15 protein-coding genes are annotated in these 18,576 nt (G+C 74.1%); 13 read left to right on the forward strand and 2 right to left on the reverse strand.

The annotated features are described in order from the left end of the window. Positions 1 to 213 precede the first annotated feature (213 nt). The 8 genes from ACFVTF_RS18115 to ACFVTF_RS18150 all read left to right on the forward strand — a co-directional run bounded on the left by ACFVTF_RS18115 (position 214) and on the right by ACFVTF_RS18150 (position 9,557). Entirely contained in the window at positions 214 to 678 is a 465-nt protein-coding gene (locus tag ACFVTF_RS18115; RefSeq protein ID WP_387814540.1) for an SRPBCC family protein, read from the forward strand. 73 nt (positions 679 to 751) lie between these two features. Continuing rightward, on the forward strand, positions 752 to 1,906 hold the full coding sequence (locus tag ACFVTF_RS18120; protein ID WP_387814542.1) for an aminotransferase class I/II-fold pyridoxal phosphate-dependent enzyme: 1,155 nt from the start codon (positions 752 to 754) through the stop codon (positions 1,904 to 1,906). Positions 1,907 to 2,195: 289 nt separating this feature from the next. After that, positions 2,196 to 3,485, forward strand: a complete 1,290-nt coding sequence (gene egtA / locus ACFVTF_RS18125; protein ID WP_387814544.1) for an ergothioneine biosynthesis glutamate--cysteine ligase EgtA — start codon at positions 2,196 to 2,198, stop codon at positions 3,483 to 3,485. Then, entirely contained in the window at positions 3,482 to 4,825 is a 1,344-nt protein-coding gene (gene egtB / locus ACFVTF_RS18130) for an ergothioneine biosynthesis protein EgtB (protein WP_387814546.1), read from the forward strand. The genes egtA and egtB overlap by 4 nt, the downstream gene beginning before the upstream one ends. Continuing rightward, positions 4,825 to 5,574 (forward strand): ergothioneine biosynthesis protein EgtC, encoded by a 750-nt coding sequence (gene egtC / locus ACFVTF_RS18135; RefSeq protein ID WP_371520861.1) that lies wholly within the window; start codon positions 4,825 to 4,827, stop codon positions 5,572 to 5,574. The genes egtB and egtC overlap by 1 nt, the downstream gene beginning before the upstream one ends. 45 nt (positions 5,575 to 5,619) lie before the next feature. Continuing rightward, positions 5,620 to 6,591 carry an L-histidine N(alpha)-methyltransferase gene (egtD, locus tag ACFVTF_RS18140; protein ID WP_363616848.1) on the forward strand — a complete coding sequence of 324 codons (972 nt, stop codon included), beginning with the start codon at positions 5,620 to 5,622 and terminating at the stop codon, positions 6,589 to 6,591. Positions 6,592 to 6,749: 158 nt separating this feature from the next. Next, the gene (locus ACFVTF_RS18145) at positions 6,750 to 8,177 is read left to right on the forward strand and encodes a sugar porter family MFS transporter (protein WP_387814688.1); all 1,428 of its coding nucleotides are present in this window, start codon (positions 6,750 to 6,752) and stop codon (positions 8,175 to 8,177) included. A 297-nt stretch (positions 8,178 to 8,474) separates the two neighbouring features. Beyond that, positions 8,475 to 9,557: a nitric oxide synthase oxygenase gene (locus ACFVTF_RS18150; protein ID WP_387814690.1), complete on the forward strand. Its 1,083-nt coding sequence runs from the start codon at positions 8,475 to 8,477 to the stop codon at positions 9,555 to 9,557. 43 nt (positions 9,558 to 9,600) lie between these two features. Here ACFVTF_RS18150 and ACFVTF_RS18155 read toward each other — a convergent pair whose 3' ends face one another. Beyond that, positions 9,601 to 10,338 carry a TetR/AcrR family transcriptional regulator gene (locus tag ACFVTF_RS18155; RefSeq protein WP_387814549.1) on the reverse strand — a complete coding sequence of 246 codons (738 nt, stop codon included), beginning with the start codon at positions 10,336 to 10,338 and terminating at the stop codon, positions 9,601 to 9,603. A gap of 141 nt (positions 10,339 to 10,479) precedes the next feature. On the opposite strand from ACFVTF_RS18155, the gene ACFVTF_RS18160 reads away from it, so the two are divergent. The 4 genes from ACFVTF_RS18160 (at position 10,480) to ACFVTF_RS18175 (ending at position 15,527) form a co-directional block, all read left to right on the forward strand. Then, on the forward strand, positions 10,480 to 11,643 hold the full coding sequence (locus ACFVTF_RS18160) for an acyl-CoA dehydrogenase family protein (protein ID WP_387814551.1): 1,164 nt from the start codon (positions 10,480 to 10,482) through the stop codon (positions 11,641 to 11,643). 161 nt (positions 11,644 to 11,804) lie between these two features. Then, positions 11,805 to 13,007, forward strand: coding sequence for an acetyl-CoA C-acyltransferase (locus tag ACFVTF_RS18165; protein WP_063350054.1), 1,203 nt, complete (start codon positions 11,805 to 11,807; stop codon positions 13,005 to 13,007). A 125-nt stretch (positions 13,008 to 13,132) separates the two neighbouring features. Continuing rightward, entirely contained in the window at positions 13,133 to 13,903 is a 771-nt protein-coding gene (gene fabG, locus ACFVTF_RS18170; protein ID WP_387814692.1) for a 3-oxoacyl-ACP reductase FabG, read from the forward strand. A 253-nt stretch (positions 13,904 to 14,156) separates the two neighbouring features. Further along, the gene (locus ACFVTF_RS18175; protein ID WP_350875433.1) at positions 14,157 to 15,527 is read left to right on the forward strand and encodes a S53 family peptidase; all 1,371 of its coding nucleotides are present in this window, start codon (positions 14,157 to 14,159) and stop codon (positions 15,525 to 15,527) included. Positions 15,528 to 15,702: 175 nt separating this feature from the next. Here ACFVTF_RS18175 and ACFVTF_RS18180 read toward each other — a convergent pair whose 3' ends face one another. After that, positions 15,703 to 17,856: a hypothetical protein gene (locus ACFVTF_RS18180; RefSeq protein ID WP_387814554.1), complete on the reverse strand. Its 2,154-nt coding sequence runs from the start codon at positions 17,854 to 17,856 to the stop codon at positions 15,703 to 15,705. A gap of 158 nt (positions 17,857 to 18,014) precedes the next feature. Between ACFVTF_RS18180 and ACFVTF_RS18185 the strand changes: the two genes are divergently transcribed. Then, positions 18,015 to 18,557, forward strand: coding sequence for a hypothetical protein (locus tag ACFVTF_RS18185; protein ID WP_387814556.1), 543 nt, complete (start codon positions 18,015 to 18,017; stop codon positions 18,555 to 18,557). Positions 18,558 to 18,576: the final 19 nt, after the last annotated feature.

Below are 18,576 nucleotides of genomic sequence, written 5' to 3' on the forward strand. Positions count from 1 at the left end.
CGAGACTACAAGCACACAAGATCCTCCCCTGCACCCCGAACGGCTGCAAGCGGAACACCTCCCTCCTGGCATGCGACGTTTACGGAGCGTTCCCCTCCCGTCTCACCGGAACCGGTCCCGCCGACGGCCGGGCCACCGTGGGGCCCGGCCGTCGGCGAGCGAACCCGACCGAAACGGGCCGGCCCCGGACCTGGGCGCCCTAGGGTGGGGCGCGTGGACCCCAACCACTACCGCTTCCGGGGCACGTGGCGACTCGCGGCGCCGGCACCCGACGTGTACGCGGCGCTGGAGGACGTACGGAGTTACCCGCTGTGGTGGCCCGAGGTCCTCGAAGTCCGGCCGACCGGCGAGGAGTCCGGGGACCTCGTGGTGCGCGCGCTGCTGCCGTACCGGCTGGTGATCCGCCTGGAGGCGCGACGGCACGACCCGGCCGCCGGAGTGCTGGAGGCGGCCATGCGGGGCGATCTCACCGGGTGGTCGCGGTTCACCGTCACCACGGAGGGGCCGGGCAGCCGCGTGCTCTTCGAGGAGGACACCCGCCCCGGCAAACCCCTGCTGCGCCGCCTCGCCCTGCCCCTGCACCCGCTGTTCCGGGCCAACCACGCGGTGATGATGCGCCGGGGGCGGCGGGGGCTGGCGGCGCACCTGGGCAACGAGGACGGGCCGGCGACCGGGTGACCACACGGCCGGTGGCGGCCAGGACCCGTCCGGCTCTAGCGTGGCGGCGCACCCCCGACCACCGGAGGCCGTCATGCCCACCACCGCACCGGACGCGTTCGGCTTCGCGGCCCCCTTCGACCGGACCGGGACGGGCAGCAGCAAGTGGGCCCGCGCGGGGGCGCCCGGGGTGATCGCGATGGGCCTGGCGGACATGGACCTGCCCGGGCCGCCGGCCGTGGCCGCCGCGCTGGAGCACCGGGCCCGCCACCGCGCGTACGGGTACACGGTGTGCGATCCGGCCGGGCGGGCGCTGGTGGCCCGCTGGTACCGCTCGCGGCACGGCGTCGAGGTGGATCCGGACTGGGTGCTGCTGCTGCCCTGCGGCCCGCGCACCGCCCTGCGCCTGCTGCTGGAGACCGTGCGCCCGCAGGCGCCGGTGCTGTTCCCGACGCCGGAGTGGGGCGGCTTCGCCCAGCTGTGCCGGGCGGCCGGCCTCCCGTACCGGGAACTGCCCCTGGCCGCCGGCCCGGACGGCTACCGGCTCCCGGACGGTCCGCTCCCCCACCCGGCCGGAGCCGTCCTGCTGAGCAGCCCGCACAACCCCTCCGCCCGGGTCTGGCCGGCCGCCGACCTGCGGGCCCTCGCCGAGCGGGCGGCGGAGGCCGGCGCGCTGCTGGTCTCGGACGAGGTGCACGGCGACCTCACCCACCCCGGGTACGTCCACCCGGTGGCGGTGGCCACCGTCGACGCGGCGCTCCGCCCCCGGGTGGTCACCCTGAACTCGGTCGGCAAGACCTTCAACTGCTCCGGCCTGCCGAGCAGTTTCGCGCTCGTCCCCGATCCGGGCCTGCGCGCCCGGTTCACCGAGGTGCTGGCCGGCTTCGGCCTCTGGGAGGGCGGCCTGCTGGAGCAGACCGTCCAGCGGGCGGCGCTGGCCGAGGGCGGGCCGTGGCTGGACGCGCTGCTCGCCCACCTCGCCGCCGCCCGCGCCCGGCTCACCGGCCGGCTGGGGCCCGCCGTCCGCTCCGCGCCGCAGTCCTCCTACCTGCTCTGGCTGGACGCCGCCGCCCTGGGGCTGCCGCCGGACGGGGCCCGCCGGGCGCTGCTGGAGCGCTGCGGCCTGGAGGCCTCGGACGGCGCCGAGTTCGGCCCCGGCGGCCGGGGCGCGCTGCGGCTGAACTACGCCCTGCCGGGCCCGGTGCTGGACGCCGTCCTGGAGCGCCTGGAGCGCCTGGACCGGCGGTGACCGAACCGCCGGGCCACCCCGCCCGGCAGCCCCACGCGGGCCCCGCCCGACACCCCCGCGCACGCCCGGAATACCGCCCCGGATCCCCGGATTCACCCAATCGCGCCACCCCTGACCTGCAGAAACGAACGTTCACGCGATATTTGCGAAGCGCCCCCGCATGCTCCGTAGCAGACTGGGCAGGGTAGTTCGGGCCGCAATCCTGACCCCGAGGATGGTAAGTCCGGTGATACCGACATCCCGCACCACTCCGCCCGACCGGCAGAGCCCCCCAGCGCCCCCGCCGGGGGTGACCCCGCTGACCGAGTCGGGGGCGCTCAGCCACGTGTCGGGCGTCTGCTTCAAGATCGGACCGCCCCGGTTGGTGGGCGTCGAGGTCGAGTGGTTCGTCCACGACGACCGATGTCCCGGAAAGCCCGTCCGACCGGAACTGGTCCACGCCGCACTGGAGTCGCTGCCACTGGGCGGCCCGGACGGAGCCTCGCTCCCCTCCGGCTCGCGGCTCACGCTCGAACCCGGCGGGCAGGTCGAGCTCAGCTCCCCGCCCGCCACCGGCCTCCTGGCCTGCGTCGAGGACACCCGACGCGATCTGACCGCCCTGCGGGCCGCCTTCGCGGCACAGGGCCTGCGCCTCACCGGCACCGGGACGGACCCGCTGGCCCGCCCCCGCCGGATGGTCCTGGACCACCCCCGCTACCTCGCGATGGAGCGGTTCTTCGACTCCGCCGGCCCCTGGGGCCGGATCATGATGACCGGCACGGCCTCGGTGCAGGTGTGCCTGGACGCCGGCGACGCGGACGGCCCGCACGCGGTGGAGCGCCGCTGGCGACTGACCCACCTGCTCGGCCCGGTCCTGGTCGCCGCCTTCGCCAACTCCCCATTACTGGACGGCAGGCCGACCGGCCACCGCTCCACCCGGCAGACCGTCTGGTCCCGGATGGACCCGACCCGCACGCTCGCCCCGGAGCCGGACCACGGCGACCCCGGCGAGGCCTGGGCCCAGTACGTGCTGGACGCCGAGGTGCTGTGCGTGCGCCGCCCCGAGGGGCTGCCGTGGACGGCCCCGCCCGGCCTGACCTTCCGCGACTGGGTCCGCGGCGGCGGCGAACGCCCGCCCACGCTGGCCGACTTGGACTACCACCGGACCACCCTGTTCCCGCCGGTGCGCCCACGCGGCCACCTGGAGCTGCGCATGATCGACGCCCAGCCCGGGGACGGCTGGGTGGTGCCCACCGCCCTGGTGACCGCGCTGCTGGACGACCCGCTGGCCGCCGAGGCCGCGCTCGCCGCGCTGGAGCCCCTGGGCCGCCCGGACGGTCCGCGCCCGCCGCGCAGCGACGTCTGGCGCCGGGCCGCGACGCTGGCCGTCACCGATCCCGAGCTGCGCCGCGCCACCCTGACCTGCTTCGCCGCCGCCGACGCCGCGCTGGGCCGCCTGCCCGGCGCCGGCCGGCTGCGCGCCACCGTCGCCGAGTTCGCCGAGCGCTACCCCGCGCGCGGCCGCTGCCCGGCCGACGACCAGCTGGACGCCCTGCGCGCCGGCACCCGACGCACTCCTCCGGAGGAGGCCGCACCATGACCGACGTCCGCCCCCCTGCCGCCCCGGCGGCGGGCACCGAGGAGTTGCGCGAGACCATCGCGGCCGAGCTGCTGGCCGCCCGCGCCCGCACCGCCGCGCTCACCGACTGCGTCGAGGACGGCGACCTCACCGCCCAGCACTCGCCGTTGATGTCCCCGCTGGTCTGGGACCTGGCGCACATCGGCAACCAGGAGGAACTCTGGCTGCTGCGCAACGTCGGCGGCCGCGACCCGATGCACCCGGAGATCGACCCGCTGTACGACGCCTTCCAGCACCCCCGGGCCGAGCGGCCGAGCCTGCCGCTGCTGGCGCCCGCCGAGGCCCGGGCGTACGCGCACGAGGTGCGCGGCCGGGTGCTGGACCTGCTGGCAGCCAGTCCGCTGGAGGGCGCGCCGCTGCTGGACGCCGGGTTCGCGTTCGGGATGATCGCCCAGCACGAGCAGCAGCACGACGAGACGATGCTGATCACCCACCAGCTCCGCCCGGGGGAGCCGGCGCTGACCGCTCCCCCGCCACCGCCCGCCCCGGCGGACGCGGCCACGCTGCCCGCCGAAGTGCTCGTCCCCGCGGGGCCGTTCACGATGGGCACCGACACCGAGCCGTGGGCGCTGGACAACGAGCGCCCGGCGCACGTGGTCGAGCTGCCCGCCTTCCTGCTGGACACCACGCCGGTCACCAACGCCGCCTACCAGCGGTTCATCGCGGACGGCGGCTACGACGAGCCGCGCTGGTGGACGCCCGAGGGCTGGGAGCACCGGCGACGGGCCGACCTGACCGCCCCGCTGTTCTGGCGCCTGGACGGCGGCCAGTGGCTGCGGCGCCGGTTCGGCACGGTGGAGCCCGTCCCGGCGGACGAGCCCGTCCTGCACGTCAGCTGGTACGAGGCGGACGCCTACGCCCGGTGGGCCGGACGGCGGCTGCCGACCGAGGCGGAGTGGGAGAAGGCGGCCCGGCACGACCCGGCGAGCGGCCGCTCCCGCCGCTACCCGTGGGGCGACCAGGCCCCCGGAGCCGAGCACGCCAACCTCGGGCAGCGGCACCTGCGCCCGGCCCCGGCCGGCGGCTACCCGGCGGGCGAGTCCCCGTACGGCGTACGGCAGTTGATCGGCGACGTGTGGGAGTGGACGGCCAGCGACTTCCGCCCCTACCCCGGGTTCCGGGCCTGGCCCTACCAGGAGTACTCGGAGGTCTTCTTCGGACCCGAGTACAAGGTGCTGCGCGGCGGATGCTTCGCGGTGGCGCCGGTCGCCTGCCGGGGCACCTTCCGCAACTGGGACTACCCCGTCCGGCGGCAGATCTTCGCCGGGTTCCGCACCGCCCGCGACCTGGAGGTGGCCTGATGTGCCGCCACCTCGCCTACCTGGGTGAGCCGGTGGCGCCGCGGGAGCTCCTGGTGCACCCGCCGCACGGCCTGTACCGGCAGTCCTGGGCGCCCAGGGTGCAGCAGTACGGCACGGTCAACGCGGACGGCTTCGGCCTCGGCTGGTACGCGGACGGCGACGAGGTGCCGGCCCGCTACCGCCGGGAAGGGCCGATCTGGGCGGACGCCGCGTTCGCCGACCTCGCCCGGGTGATCCGCACCCGGGCACTGCTGGCGGCGGTCCGCTCCGCCACCGAGGGCTGCGCGGCGGGCGAGAGCGCGGCGGCGCCGTTCGCGGCCGGGCGCTGGCTGTTCAGCCACAACGGCGTGGTGGCGGGCTGGCCGGGCAAGCTGGACGCGCTGGCCGCCCTGCTCCCGCCGGCCGAGCTGCTGGAGCTGGAGGCCCGCTCCGACTCGGCGCTGCTGTGGGCCCTGGTCCTGCACCGGCTGCGGGCGGGGGCCGGGCTCGGCGAGGCGCTGGCGGGCACCGTCGCGGACGTCACCGCGCACACCACCGGCCGGCTCAACCTGCTGCTCACCGACGGCCGCACGCTCGCCGCGACCGCCTGGGGCGACACCCTGCACCACCGCGACCTGCCCGGGCTCGGCACGGTGGTGGCCTCCGAGCCGTACGACGACGCCCCCGGCTGGACGGCCGTCCCGGACCGCTCGCTGGTGGTGGTCGACGAGCGCGGCGTCACCGTCCGTCAGCTCCTCGGTCACTACTGATCCTCCACCGCCCCTTCATCTTCTGAACAGAGGACCCACCCTGTCATGGACACATTTGATCTCACCCGGCTGCTGCCCGCCGACCACTTCAGCAGCGCGCTGCGCCACGACGTGCAGCACGGCCTGACCTCCGAACCCAAGTGGCTGCCGCCGAAGTGGTTCTACGACGCGCGGGGCAGCGAGCTGTTCGAGGAGATCACCCGGCTGCCGGAGTACTACCCGACCCGCGCCGAGCGGGCCATCCTGACCGCCCGGGCCGGCGAGATCGCCGCCGCCACCGGGGCCCGCACGCTGGTCGAGCTGGGCTCCGGCTCCTCCGAGAAGACCCGGCTGCTGCTGGACGCGCTGCGCGCGCTCGGCACCCTGGAGACGTACGTCCCGGTGGACGTCAGCGAGAGCGCGCTGACCGCCGCCGGCGTCGCGCTCGCCGCCGAGTACCCCGGGCTCGCCGTGCACGGCGTGCTGGCCGACTTCACCGCCCGGCTCGGCCTGCCCCCGGAGGGCGGCCCCCGGCTGGTCGCCTTCCTCGGCGGCACCCTGGGCAACCTGCTGCCCGAGGAGCGGGCGGCCTTCCTGCGCGGGCTGCGCGCCGCCCTCGACCCGGGCGACTTCCTGCTGCTCGGCACCGACCTGGTCAAGGACCCGTCGGTGCTGGTCGCCGCCTACGACGACGCGGCCGGGGTGACCGCCGAGTTCAACCTCAACGTGCTCAACGTGCTCAACCGCGAGCTGGGCGCCGACTTCGACCCGACCGCGTTCGCGCACGTCGCGCGGTGGGACCCGGACCGGGAGTGGATCGAGATGCGGCTGCGCTCGCTGCGCGCGCAGACCGTGAAGATCCCGGCGCTGAACCTGCCGGTGCACTTCGACCGGGGCGAGGAGCTGCGCACCGAGGTGTCCGCCAAGTTCCGCCGGGAGCGGGTGTCCGCCGAGCTGGCGGCGGCCGGGCTGCGGCTGAGCCACTGGTGGACGGACGAGGAGGGCCGGTTCGGGCTGTCGCTGTCCGCCCCGGCGTAGGGGCGGTCTGCGGCATAGGGACAGTCGGCGCAGCTGAATTTGCTTGTTCACCTTACGAATTCTCAGAGCAAAAATTGAGGTTTCCGGTGTACAAGACTTAAACGAATAAGGGTTACGATCTCGGCTACCGAGCTCAGCGTTGAGTACCAGGAGTCAAGATCGTGAGCGTCACCAAGCAGCCCTCCGGGGCGGTCGAGGCCTCCGCGCCCGGCCGCCTCGGCTTCGTCGTCTTCATCACCGCCGCCGCAGCCCTCGGCGGGTTCCTGTTCGGCTACGACAGTTCCGTGATCAACGGCGCCGTCTCCGGGATCCAGGAGAAGTTCGGCGTCGGCGACGGCGTGACCGGTCTGATCGTCTCCTCCGCCCTGCTGGGCTCGGCGATCGGCGCCGCGCTGGCCGGCCGGTTCGCCGACCGCTACGGCCGCATCAAGGTCATGAAGGCGGGCGCGCTGCTGTTCGCGGTCAGCGCGGTCGGCTCGATGCTCCCCTTCGCCGCCTGGGACCTCGCCTTCTGGCGCGTGCTCGGCGGCGCGGCCATCGGCATCGCCTCGGTGATCGCCCCGACCTACATCGCCGAGGTCGCGCCCACCAAGTACCGGGGCCGGCTGGCCTCCTTCCAGCAGGCCGCGATCGTGCTCGGCATCGCGATCTCCCAGCTGGTCAACTGGCTGCTGGCGAACGCGGCCGGCGGCGACACCCGCGGCCAGCTGCTCGGCCTGGAGGCCTGGCAGTGGATGCTCGGCATCTGCGTCGTCCCGGCCGCGGTCTACTTCACCCTCGCCTCGGTGATCCCCGAGTCCCCGCGCTACCTGATCCAGGCCGGCCGGCTGGACGACGCCCGCGCCGTGCTCGCCCAGGTCGAGGGCCAGGACGTCGACACCGACGCCCGGATCGCCGAGGTCCAGGGGCTGATCGCCTCCGACCACCGCCCGCGCTTCGGCGACCTGCTCGGCGGGCGCTTCGGCCTGCTGCCGATCGTCTGGGTCGGCATCGGCCTGTCGGTCTTCCAGCAGCTGGTCGGCATCAACGTGATCTTCTACTACTCGTCGATCCTGTGGCAGTCGGTCGGCATCGACCAGAGCAACTCGCTGCTGATCAGCTTCGTCGGCTCGGTCATCAACATCCTCGGCACCGTGGTCGCGATCCTGCTGGTGGACCGGATCGGCCGCAAGCCGCTCGCCCTGATCGGCTCGGCCGGCATGGCCGTCGCGCTCGGCGCGGCCGGCTGGGCGTTCTCCTCCGCCACCGGCAGCGGCGACAACGTCTCGCTGCCCGACCTCCAGGGCACCGTCGCGCTGGTCGCCGCCAACGCCTTCGTGCTGTTCTTCGCGATGTCCTGGGGCGTGGTCGTCTGGGTGATGCTCGGCGAGATGTTCCCGAACCGCATCCGGGCCGCCGCGCTGTCCGTCGCCGCCTCCGCGCAGTGGATCGCCAACTGGGCGATCACCGTGTCGTTCCCGTCGATGTCGCGCTGGAACCTGTCGGCGACCTACCTGGTGTACGCGGCGTTCGCGGCGCTGTCGATCGTCTTCGTGGCGAAGTTCATGAAGGAGACCAAGGGCGTCCGGCTGGAGGACATGGGCTGATCCGACAGTCCGACCATCGGCCCCCGCACCCTAGCGCGATCAGCGCGGGTGCGGGGGCCGAATCGTTCACTCCCTGCGGCGGCCCGGACACCTCCGGTACTCCTGTTCGCCAGGAGGGATGTGTCCTTGATCTTCAACCGGCTCCGCGCCCGCAGACCAGCCGCCGCCCCCGCCGGCGGCTGCCCGTACGCCCACGCCCACGCCCCGGCCGGGCACCCGGCCGCCGCGGCCCAGCCGTCGCCCACGCCGTCGTCCCCACCATCGCCCACGCCGCCGTCCCCGCCGCCGCCCCCGCCGCTGTTCACCGACCCGGAGCAGGCCGCCGAGTTCATCCGCCGCTTCCATCACGAGCAGCCCGCCACCGGGGCCCCGGACGCCCGGGTACGGGCCGTCCTCGACGAGATCGAGCGCACCGGCAGCTACGAGCACACCCCCGCCGAACTCGCCTACGGCGCCAAGCTCGCCTGGCGCAACGCCGCCCGCTGCATCGGCCGACTGTACTGGCGCAGCCTGGTGGTGCGCGACCTGCGCCACCTCGGCTCGGCCGACGACATCGCCGCCGAGTGCTTCGAGCACCTGCGGCTGGCCGGCAACGGCGGACGGATCCGCCCGGTGGTCTCGGTGTTCGCCCCCGACCGCCCGGGCCGCCCGGCCGCCCGCATCGTCAACCAGCAACTGGTCCGCTACGCCGGCCACCGGGTCGGCGACGCCGTCGTCGGCGACCCGGCCGGCACCGCACTCGCCGCCCGCGCCCGCGACCTCGGCTGGAAGTGCGCCGAGGACCGCTTCGAGGTGCTGCCGCTGCTCGTCCAGGAACGCCCCGACGAACACCCGCACTGGTACGAACTGCCGGACGACACCACGCTGGAGGTGCCGCTCACCCACCCCGCGTACGACTGGTTCGGCGGCCTGGGCCTGCGCTGGTACGCGGTGCCCGCGATCAGCGACATGACGCTGGAGATCGGCGGCGTCCGCTACCCGGCCGCGCCCTTCAACGGCTGGTACATGGGCACCGAGATCGGCGCCCGCAACCTCGCCGACGCCGACCGCTACGACCTGCTCGGCACCGTCGCCGAGCACCTGGGCCTGGACACCTCCAGCGCGCGCACGCTCTGGCGCGACCGCGCGCTGATCGAACTCAACATCGCGGTGCTGCACTCCTTCCAGGAGGCCGGAGTGACGATCGCCGACCACCACACCGAGTCCGAGCGCTTCCTCCGGCACGTCGCCCAGGAGAAGCGGCTCGGCCGGCCGACCCCGGCGGACTGGAGCTGGATCGTGCCCCCGGTCTCCGGCGGGCTCACGCCCGTCTACCACCGGTACTACGACCCGGTGGACCCGTCGCTGCGGCCGGCCTTCCTGCCGCGCGAGCCCTGGTGAGGCGGCGGGGGCGGCGGGGACGGGGGAAGGCCCGCAACGGGGTCTAGGAGCGTTCGGTGAGGCGCTCGAAGCGCAGGACGAGCCCGTCGAGCAGTGCTTCCAGGCCGGTCTCGAAGGCGCCCTCGTCCACCGTCCCGCGGTGCCCGGCCAGCCGGTGCGCCTCGCCGAGGTGCGGGTAGTCGGCCGCGTCGTACACCTCGGCGTCCGCGGGGAAGCCGGCCGCGAAGGAGGCCAGCGCCGAGCCGGTGACGAAGTAGCGCATCAGCGCGCCGATCCGGGTGGCCTGGCCGCGCGGCCAGCCGGCCTCGACCAGGTGGCCGAAGACCGCGTCGGCCAGGCGCAGCGCGTTCGGCCGGCGGCCCGGGCCCTGGGCGAGCACCGGCACGATGTTGGGGTGGGCGGCGAGGGCGGAGCGGTAGGAGCGGGCCCAGTCGCGCAGCGCGTCCGGCCAGGGCGTGGGCCCGCGGTGGGGCGTAGCGGTGGGCAAGCGGTCGGGCGCGCCGTCGGGCAAGCCGCCGGGAGTTCCGTCGGAAGCTCCGTCGGGAGTTCCGTCGGGAGTTCCGAACATCGACAAGTCGACCTCGCCGATCACACTGTCCACCACCGCGTCCAGCAGTTCGTCCTTGGTCGCGACGTGGTTGTAGAGCGAGGGACCGCTGACCGACAGTTCGGTGGCGAGGCGGCGGGTGGAGAGGGCCGCCAGGCCCTCGGCGTCGATCAGCCGCAGAGCAGCGGCGACGATGCGCTCGCGGCTGAGCAGCGGGGTGCGCGGGCGGGCCATCGGGGTGCTGCCTCCGGTTCCTCCGGTCGGGTGGGGCGGGGACCGATTCTGGCAGGCGCCCCTTCCCAGCGCGGGCCGGCCGGGGCTACAGTCCCCCCATAAAACTTGCAGCGCTAGTTTAATGGATCTGGAGCCGCCGCCGTGAACCTGGAGCTGTCCGAGGAGCAGAGCGCCGTCCGGGACCTCGCCGCCTCCTTCACCGACCGCGAGATCGTGCCGCACGCCGCCGCGTGGGACCGCGCCGAGTCCGTCGACCGCGCGATCATCGGCAAACTGGCCGGGCTCGGCTTCCTCGGCCTCACCATCCCCGAGGAGTACGGCGGCAGCGGCGGCGACCACCTCGCGTACTGCCTCGTCCTGGAGGAGCTCGGCCGCGGCGACTCGGCCGTCCGCGGCATCGTCTCGGTCACGCTCGGCCTGGTCGCCAAGTCCGTCAACGGCTACGGGACCGAGGAGCAGAAGCGGCACTGGCTCCCCCGGCTCACCTCGGGCGAGTCGCTCGGCTGCTTCGCGCTCACCGAACCCGGCACCGGCTCCGACGCGGCCAACCTCAGCACCCGTGCCGTCCGGGACGGCGACGACTGGCTGATCAGCGGCGCCAAGATGTTCATCACCAACGGCACCTGGGCCGACGTCGCCCTGGTCTTCGCCCGCACCGGCGGCGACGACCCCGACCGGCAGGGCCACAAGGGCATCACCGCGTTCCTGGTGCCCACCGACCTGCCCGGCTTCACCCGCACCGAGATCCACGGCAAGCTCGGCCTGCGCGGCCAGGCCACCGCCGAACTCGCCCTCGACCAGGTCCGGGTGCCCGACGGCGCGCGGCTCGGCGAGGTCGACAAGGGGTTCCGGGTGGCGATGTCCGCGCTCGCCAAGGGCCGGATGTCGGTCGCGGCGGGCTGCGTCGGCATCGCCCGCGCCTGCCTGGAGGCCGCCGTCCGCTACGCCGGCGAGCGCGAGCAGTTCGGCCGCCCGATCGCCTCGCACCAGCTCGTCCAGGAACTGCTGGCCGGCATCGCCGTCGACGTCGAGGCCGCCCGGCTGCTCACCTGGAAGGTCGCCGACCACATCGAACGCGGCCTGCCGTTCGCCACCGAGTCCTCCGTCGCCAAGCTCCACGCGAGCGAGGCCGCCGTCCGGGCCGCCAACAACGCGCTCCAGGTGTTCGGCGGCTACGGCTTCATCGACGAGTACCCGGTCGGCAAGTACCTGCGCGACGCGCGGGTCATGACCCTCTACGAGGGCACCAGCCAGATCCACCAGTTGCTCATCGGCCGCGCCCTCACCGGGGTCAACGCCTTCTGACCAGCCCGTTCCCTCTTGTCCGAGCAACCACGAAGACCCGATCGGTCCGCCCGGACCCCGGGGATCACCCGGACCGTCCTGACCGCTCGGACCACCCTGACCGCTCGGATCACCCTGACTGCTCGGATCACTCGGATTCAACCGGATAGGAGCCCGACGACGTGCGTCCCGTCTACTTCGCCGCAGCCCGCCGCACACCCATCGGCCGACTGCGCGGAGCGCTCGCCACGGTCCGCCCGGACGACCTCTCGGCCACCGTGCTGCGCGCCCTGCTCGCCGACGTCCCCGCCCTCGACCCCGCCCGCATCGACGACGTCTACTGGGGCGCCGCCAACCAGGCCGGCGAGGACAACCGCAACGCCGCCCGGATGGCCGTCCTGCTGGCCGGCCTGCCGGAGACCGTCCCCGGCGCCACCGTCAACCGGCTCTGCGCCTCCGGGCTGGAGGCCGTCACCCTCGCCGCCCGGGCCATCGGCTCCGGCGAGGCCGACGTCGTCCTGGCCGGCGGCTGCGAGTCGATGACCCGCGCCCCCTTCGTCCTCCCCCGCCCCGACGAGGCTCTCCCGCACCGGATCGAGACCTACGACACCCGGCTCGGCTGGCGGCTCACCAACCCCCGGATGGCCGAACTGCACGGCGTGCTCAGCATGGGCGAGACCGCCGAGGAGGTGGCCGGCCGGTACGGCATCGGCCGGGAACGCCAGGACGCCTTCGCGCTGCGCAGCCACCAACGGGCCGCCGCCGCCCGCAAGGACGGCCACTTCGACGCGGAGCTGATCCCGGTCGAACGCCCCGACGGCGTGACGGTCGGCCAGGACGAGGGCATCCGCGAGGACACCAGCCTGGAGAAGCTCGCCCGCCTCAAGCCCGCCTTCCGCCCCGGCGGCACCGTCACGGCCGGCAACGCCTCGCCGATGAACGACGGCGCGGCCGGGCTGCTCCTGGTCGGCGAGGAGGCGCTGCGCGACCTCGGACTGCGGCCGCTCGGCCGGTACGTGGCCGGCGCCTCCGTCGGGGTGCACCCCGACGTGATGGGCATCGGCCCGGTGCCGGCCACCCGCAAGGTGCTCGGCCGGGCCGGCTGGTCGCTGGCCGACCTCGACACCGCCGAACTCAACGAGGCCTTCGCCGCCCAGGCCCTGGCCTCCGCCGACGGCATCGGATTCACCCCCGAACAGGCCGACGAACTGGTCAACCCGAGCGGCGGGGCGATCGCACTCGGCCACCCGCTGGGCGGCTCCGGCGCGCGCATCCTCACCACCCTGCTGCACCGGATGCGCCGCACCGACGCCCGGCGCGGCCTCGCCACCATGTGTGTGGGGGTCGGTCAGGGCACCGCCGTCCTGGTCGAGAACGTTGACTGAGTGCGCGCTCGCGTTTCGCACTCGCGATCACGTCCGAGTTCACGTCCGAGTTTGATTTCACGTCTGAGTTCGCGTCCGAGTCCAAGGGAGCACCGGGAATGACTGAAGTAGCCGCAGTGGCTGAAGTGTTGGGCCTGGCAGGCAGGTTCGCGGGCAGGGTCGCCGTCGTGACCGGCGCCGCCCAGGGCATCGGTGCGGCCACCGCCCACCGGCTCGCCCAGGAGGGCGCGGCCGTCGCCGTCGTCGACCTCACCGCCGAACGGGCCGCCGGGGCGGTCGCGGAGATCACCGCCAAGGGCGGCACCGCTCGGGCGTACGGCTGCGACGTGGCCGACTACGACGCCGTCGAGGCGGTGTTCGCGCAGGTCGCGGCGGACCTCGGCGGGGTGCACATCCTGGTGAACAACGCCGGGATCACCCGGGACAACCTGTTCTTCAAGATGCCGAAGGCCGACTGGGACGCGGTCCTGACCGTCAATCTGACCAGCGCGTACAACTGCAGCCACGTCGCACAGAAGTACATGGTGGCGCAGAAGTACGGGAAGATCGTCTCGCTCAGCTCGCGCTCCGCCCTCGGCAACCGGGGACAGGCCAACTACGCGGCCGCCAAGGCCGGCATCCAGGGGCTCACCGCGACCCTCGCGATCGAGCTGGGGCCGTTCAACATCAACGTCAACGCCGTCGCCCCCGGGTACGTCGCCACCGCGATGACCGCGGCCACCGCCGAGCGGGTCGGCAGCACGGCCGAGGACCAGCAGGCGGAGGTCTCCGCCCGGACCCCGCTGCGCCGGGTGGGACAGCCGGAGGAGATCGCGTCCGTGGTCGCCTTCCTGGCCAGCGAGGACGCCTCGTACGTCAGCGGGCAGACGCTGTACGTCAACGGCGGGGCGCGGTAGGTCTGGCCCGGGCGGGGACCTTCGAGGGCCCTTCAGCATTAGTACGATAATACTGACGTGTCGTCACATGACCGTCCCGGGCGTGGGGTTACCTTCGCCTGGGACGGCCTTTACCTTTTCGCGTAGCCGATCATGACCATGCCTCTGATCAGGCGACCCCACCAAATGACTATGGCATGATCATGCGGCAGTCGATGGGATGGCCGGACCGACCCGACCGGACCAGGTCGGGCCCTGCGCCCCAAGGAGTCCCATGGGCAGCCCCGCCCCCCTTCGCCGTGCCCTGGCTCTGCTCGCCGTCGGGGCCACCGCCCTCACGGCCGGCACCATCGCCGTCCCGGCGGTCGGCGCCGCGACCGCGGCCCCCGCGCACGACCTCACGGGCGTCCACGTCCGCCCCGCCTCCTTCGGGCACCACAACGCCCAGGGCCGCACCGCCCCGCTGACCACCACCCAGTGCGTCAGCCAGATCGGCATCCACTGCTACTCGCCGCTGCAGTACCGGAACGCCTACAACCTGAACCCGCTGTACCAGGAGGGCATCACCGGCAAGGGCCGCACGATCGTCATCGTCGACTCCTTCGGCTCGCCGACCATCCAGCACGACCTGGAGGTCTTCGACAAGCAGTGGGGCATCCAGGACACCAACGTCGAGGTGGTCAAGTGGGGCAACGTCCCCGCCTTCGACCCCAAGAACCCCGACCACACCGGCTGGGCCGGCGAGACCACGCTGGACGTCGAGTACGCCCACGCCATCGCCCCCGACGCGCACATCGTCCTGGTCGAGACCGGTGTCGCCGAGACCGAGGGCACCACCGGCCTGCCCGAGATGATGGACGCCGAGAAGGCCCTCATCAAGGCCGGCCGCGGCGACGTCATCTCGCAGAGCTTCGGCGCCACCGAGAACACCTTCCCGGGGTACGACAAGGGCGACTTCAAGTCGCTCACCGACCTGCGCTACGCCTTCCAGGCCGCCGCCGACCACAACGTCACCGTGCTCGCCGCCTCCGGCGACAACGGCGCCACCGACTCGCAGACCAACGGCACCGACCTGTACCCGTACAAGGTCAACTCCTGGCCGTCCTCCGACCCGCTGGTCACCTCCATCGGCGGCACCCAGCTCACCCTGGACGACAACGGCGCGCGCACCGCGCCCGACAAGGTGTGGCACGACAAGTCCGGCGCCGGCGGCGGTGGCGTCTCCGGCATCTTCGAGCGCCCGTGGTACCAGGCCGGCGTCGCCAACGTCACCGGCAACCACCGCGGCACGCCCGACATCAGCATGAGCGCGGCCGTCGACGGCGGCGCCTGGACCTACGAGTCCTACGACCCGACCTCCGTCGGCTGGCACCTCACCGGCGGCACCAGCGAGGCCACCCCGCTGTTCTCCGGCGTCGTCGCCCTCGCCGACCAGCTCGCCGGCCACCGCCTCGGCCAGCTCAACTGGCGCCTGTACGGGCTCAACCTGCTCCCGAGCGCGTGGAGCGGCATCACGGACGTGAAGGAGGGCGACAACTCCTGGGGCGGCGTCACCGGCTACACCGCCACCGAGGGCTACGACCTCTCCAGCGGCCTCGGCACCATCGACGGCGCGAAGTTCGTCCACGCCATCGCCGGTCGCTGACGGGCCACGGTGGACGGCAGGTAGCAGGTAGCGGCTGACAACTGACAGCGAACAGATAACAGATTTCGAAATCTGTTATCTGTTCGCTGTTTTCTGTTTCCTGTTCGCTGTCATCTGTCATCTGTTCGCGGCCAGGTGCCGGTCGGTCCGGCCCAGCCGCGCGCGGCGCGAAAAGTCAGACGCGGTCCGCCGGGGCGGAAGCAGGCGTCGCGGCGGGCTCCGGAGCGGCGGCCAGTTGGGCGAGGTAGCGCTCGGCGGCGCGGAGCTTGCGGCCGTCGGGGCCCGGGAGGTAGGCGCGGAGCTCGATGATCTCCGGGGCGATCCGAAGGGCCACCGCGCGGTCGGGGACCGAGCGCCAGCAGGCCTCGGCGTTGGTGGCCGCCTGCTGGGTCTCCGGGTGGTCCGACCCCTGCGAACGGAGCAGCGCCAGGGCCACCTCACGGTAGATGTCCGCGGCCTCGGCCGGCCGGCCCGCGAGACGGCACACGTGTGCCCGGACCTGGCGCACCTGGAGGACCGGTTCGGAGACGGCGCCGTGCTCGGCGATCGCCTCCAGTTCGAGGGCGAAGGCGAGTTCGGTGGCGGCATCGTGCTCCCCGGCGTCCGCGCTGCGGACGATCCGGCCGATGGCCTCCCGGTAGTCGGCACGCGGCTGACCGGACACCGGAGCGTCGACGGGCACCGCGTCGGCAGGTGCCTCGTCCGCGGGGGCCTCTGCCATCGGGACCGCGTCCACGGGGGCCGCGTCGTCGGTCGGGGCCGTGTCGTCCGGCGTCTCCGCCGTCGGCGCCGCGTCGGTGGGGGCCTCGTCAACGGGAGGAGCCTGCGCCGAAACGGCGTCCGCCGGTGCCTGCTCCGGCTCCCGCTCCCGCTCGGACTCCAACTCCGGCTCCGACGCCTGCTGCTGGGTCTTGGCCAGCGTCACGCCTGCGAACGGCTCGACGGCCTCGGGCGTCGCGTCCGCCGGAGCGGGCTTGTGCAGGGTCACGCCGGCCGGACCGGCCGGCTGCCCCTTCAGCAGGCTGACCGGGCGGGCCGGCCTCGGCGGGGTGGGCGGCACGCCGGGCTTGACCAGGCTCACCGGACCGACCTCGGTGGCGGGAGCGGGGGAGGCCGACGGCCGCGGAGCCGTGGGCGCCACGGGCGGTTCGACGACGGCGTCCTGTGACTCCGCCCGGCCCGGCACCGGCGGCACCGGCGCCACCGACACCGCGGGCTGCCCGGACGGCACCACATCGGCGCGCACGGCATCGACCGGCACCGCATCGACCGGCGGCACCGCGTCGGTCGGCGCCGACACGTCGGCCTGCGGACCGTCGCCCCGGCGGGCGGTGTTGCGGAAGACCGGGCGGTCCGGTGCGTGCGTGGCCAGGATGACGACGTCCGGCCGCAGCACCGAGTACACCTGCTGCCGCAGTTGCTCGGGCGCGAGCACGTCGCCCGCGCCGGGGCGGCCGCCGTGCAGCGCCTCGATCAGGGCGCGGGTGAAGGTGCCGACCTGCTCCGGGTCCGGGCTGACGACCGCCCAGAGCGGGATGCCCTCGCTGAGCGGCGAGGCGGCGCCCTGGAGGTACGGCCAGGCGTTCTGGTCGGCGCTGAGGTCGGCGACGACGAGGGTCTGCCACTCGGCCGGGCGGTGGCTCAGCTCGGCGGCGACGGCCTGCCAGGGCAGGCCGTCCTGCTTGGAGTCGCGCAGGGTGAGCTGGAGCTGTCCGCCGCGCTTGTCGGCGACCACGTGGCCGCCCAGGTGGACGAGCAGCGGCCCCGGATGGCGGGACGCGGCGCGCAGGTGGGCCAGGACGGTGTGCGGGTCGCCGGCGCCGGGGAGGTGGACGGCGTCCACGGCGTCCGCGGCGAGCAGCACCTGTGGTGAGACGGCCGCGAGCATCGCGGACAGCACCGACGCCTGGGCGGGACCGCCCCGACCCCAGGTGCGGCGCCCGGAGTTGCCGTAACCGCCCTCGACGACCAGGATCCGTCCGCGCGGAGCCGACCCCAGTCCACCCGTACCGGGGGCGTTCACGCCCGGGGCCGGGAAGGGCGGCGGCGTGGCCGCGGACGGCGGCGCGCCCACGGCGGGCATGCCGGTGACGGTCCATCCGGTGGGCGCGGTCGGCGGCGGGCCCGGCACCGTGGCCGGAGCCGTCGGAGCCGACGGCGGGGCGGCCGGAGCGGACGGCGGGAGCGGGGGCACGGGCGGCGGCTCGTAGAGCGCGGCGGGCCCGGGCGGGTGCTCCTCGGCCGGGGTGCGCGGCGGCGGTACGGCGTCCCAGGGGCCCGAGTCCGCTGCCGGTTCGGGGCCTCCGGGGACAGCTGTCGTCTCCGCCATCTTCTGGTCACCACCCACCCCGCCGCTCCGCGGCGTCTGATGCCCTTGCTGGGTGGTGCCTACCACCACTCCCGTCGCGCCACCCTACGAGATCCCGGCACACCCGATCCAGGCCGGGTCTCCGATCGGCGCGCCACCCGGCCCGCTATCGTGCCGTCATGGCAGGCCCCGGTGCACCTCTCCTGTTCCTCGACGTCGACGGACCGCTCATCCCCTTCGGCGCGCCGCCCCCTGGCGGCTACCCCGTCTTCCGCGGCGCCTCCGCCGCCGCACCCGGTCCGGGCGTCAACCCCCTGCTGGCCCGCGTCGATCCGGCACTCGGCGGGCGCCTGCTGAGCCTGCCCTGCGAACTGGTGTGGGCGACGACGTGGATGTCCGATGCGAACGAGTGCCTCTCCCCCTGGCTCGGACTACCACAACTGCCCGTCGTGGACTGGCCGGTGGCGGAAGGCGACGAACCGGCCGGCCTGCACGGGAAGACCCGCGCACTGGTCGCCCGGGCTGCCGGCCGCCCGTTCGTCTGGGTGGACGACGAGATCACCGCCACCGACCGCCGCTGGATCGCGGCCCACTCGCCCGCCCCCGCGCTCCTCCACCGCGTCGACCCCCAACGCGGCCTCATCGCAGCCGACTTCGCCACCCTGGACGCCTGGTTGCGCGCACTACCGACCCGACACGCCCTGGACTCCCCGACCATCTGAGCTCCCGGACCGTGGACTG

The sequence above is a fragment of the Kitasatospora sp. NPDC057940 genome, from assembly GCF_042887425.1.
Taxonomy (GTDB): domain Bacteria; phylum Actinomycetota; class Actinomycetes; order Streptomycetales; family Streptomycetaceae; genus Kitasatospora.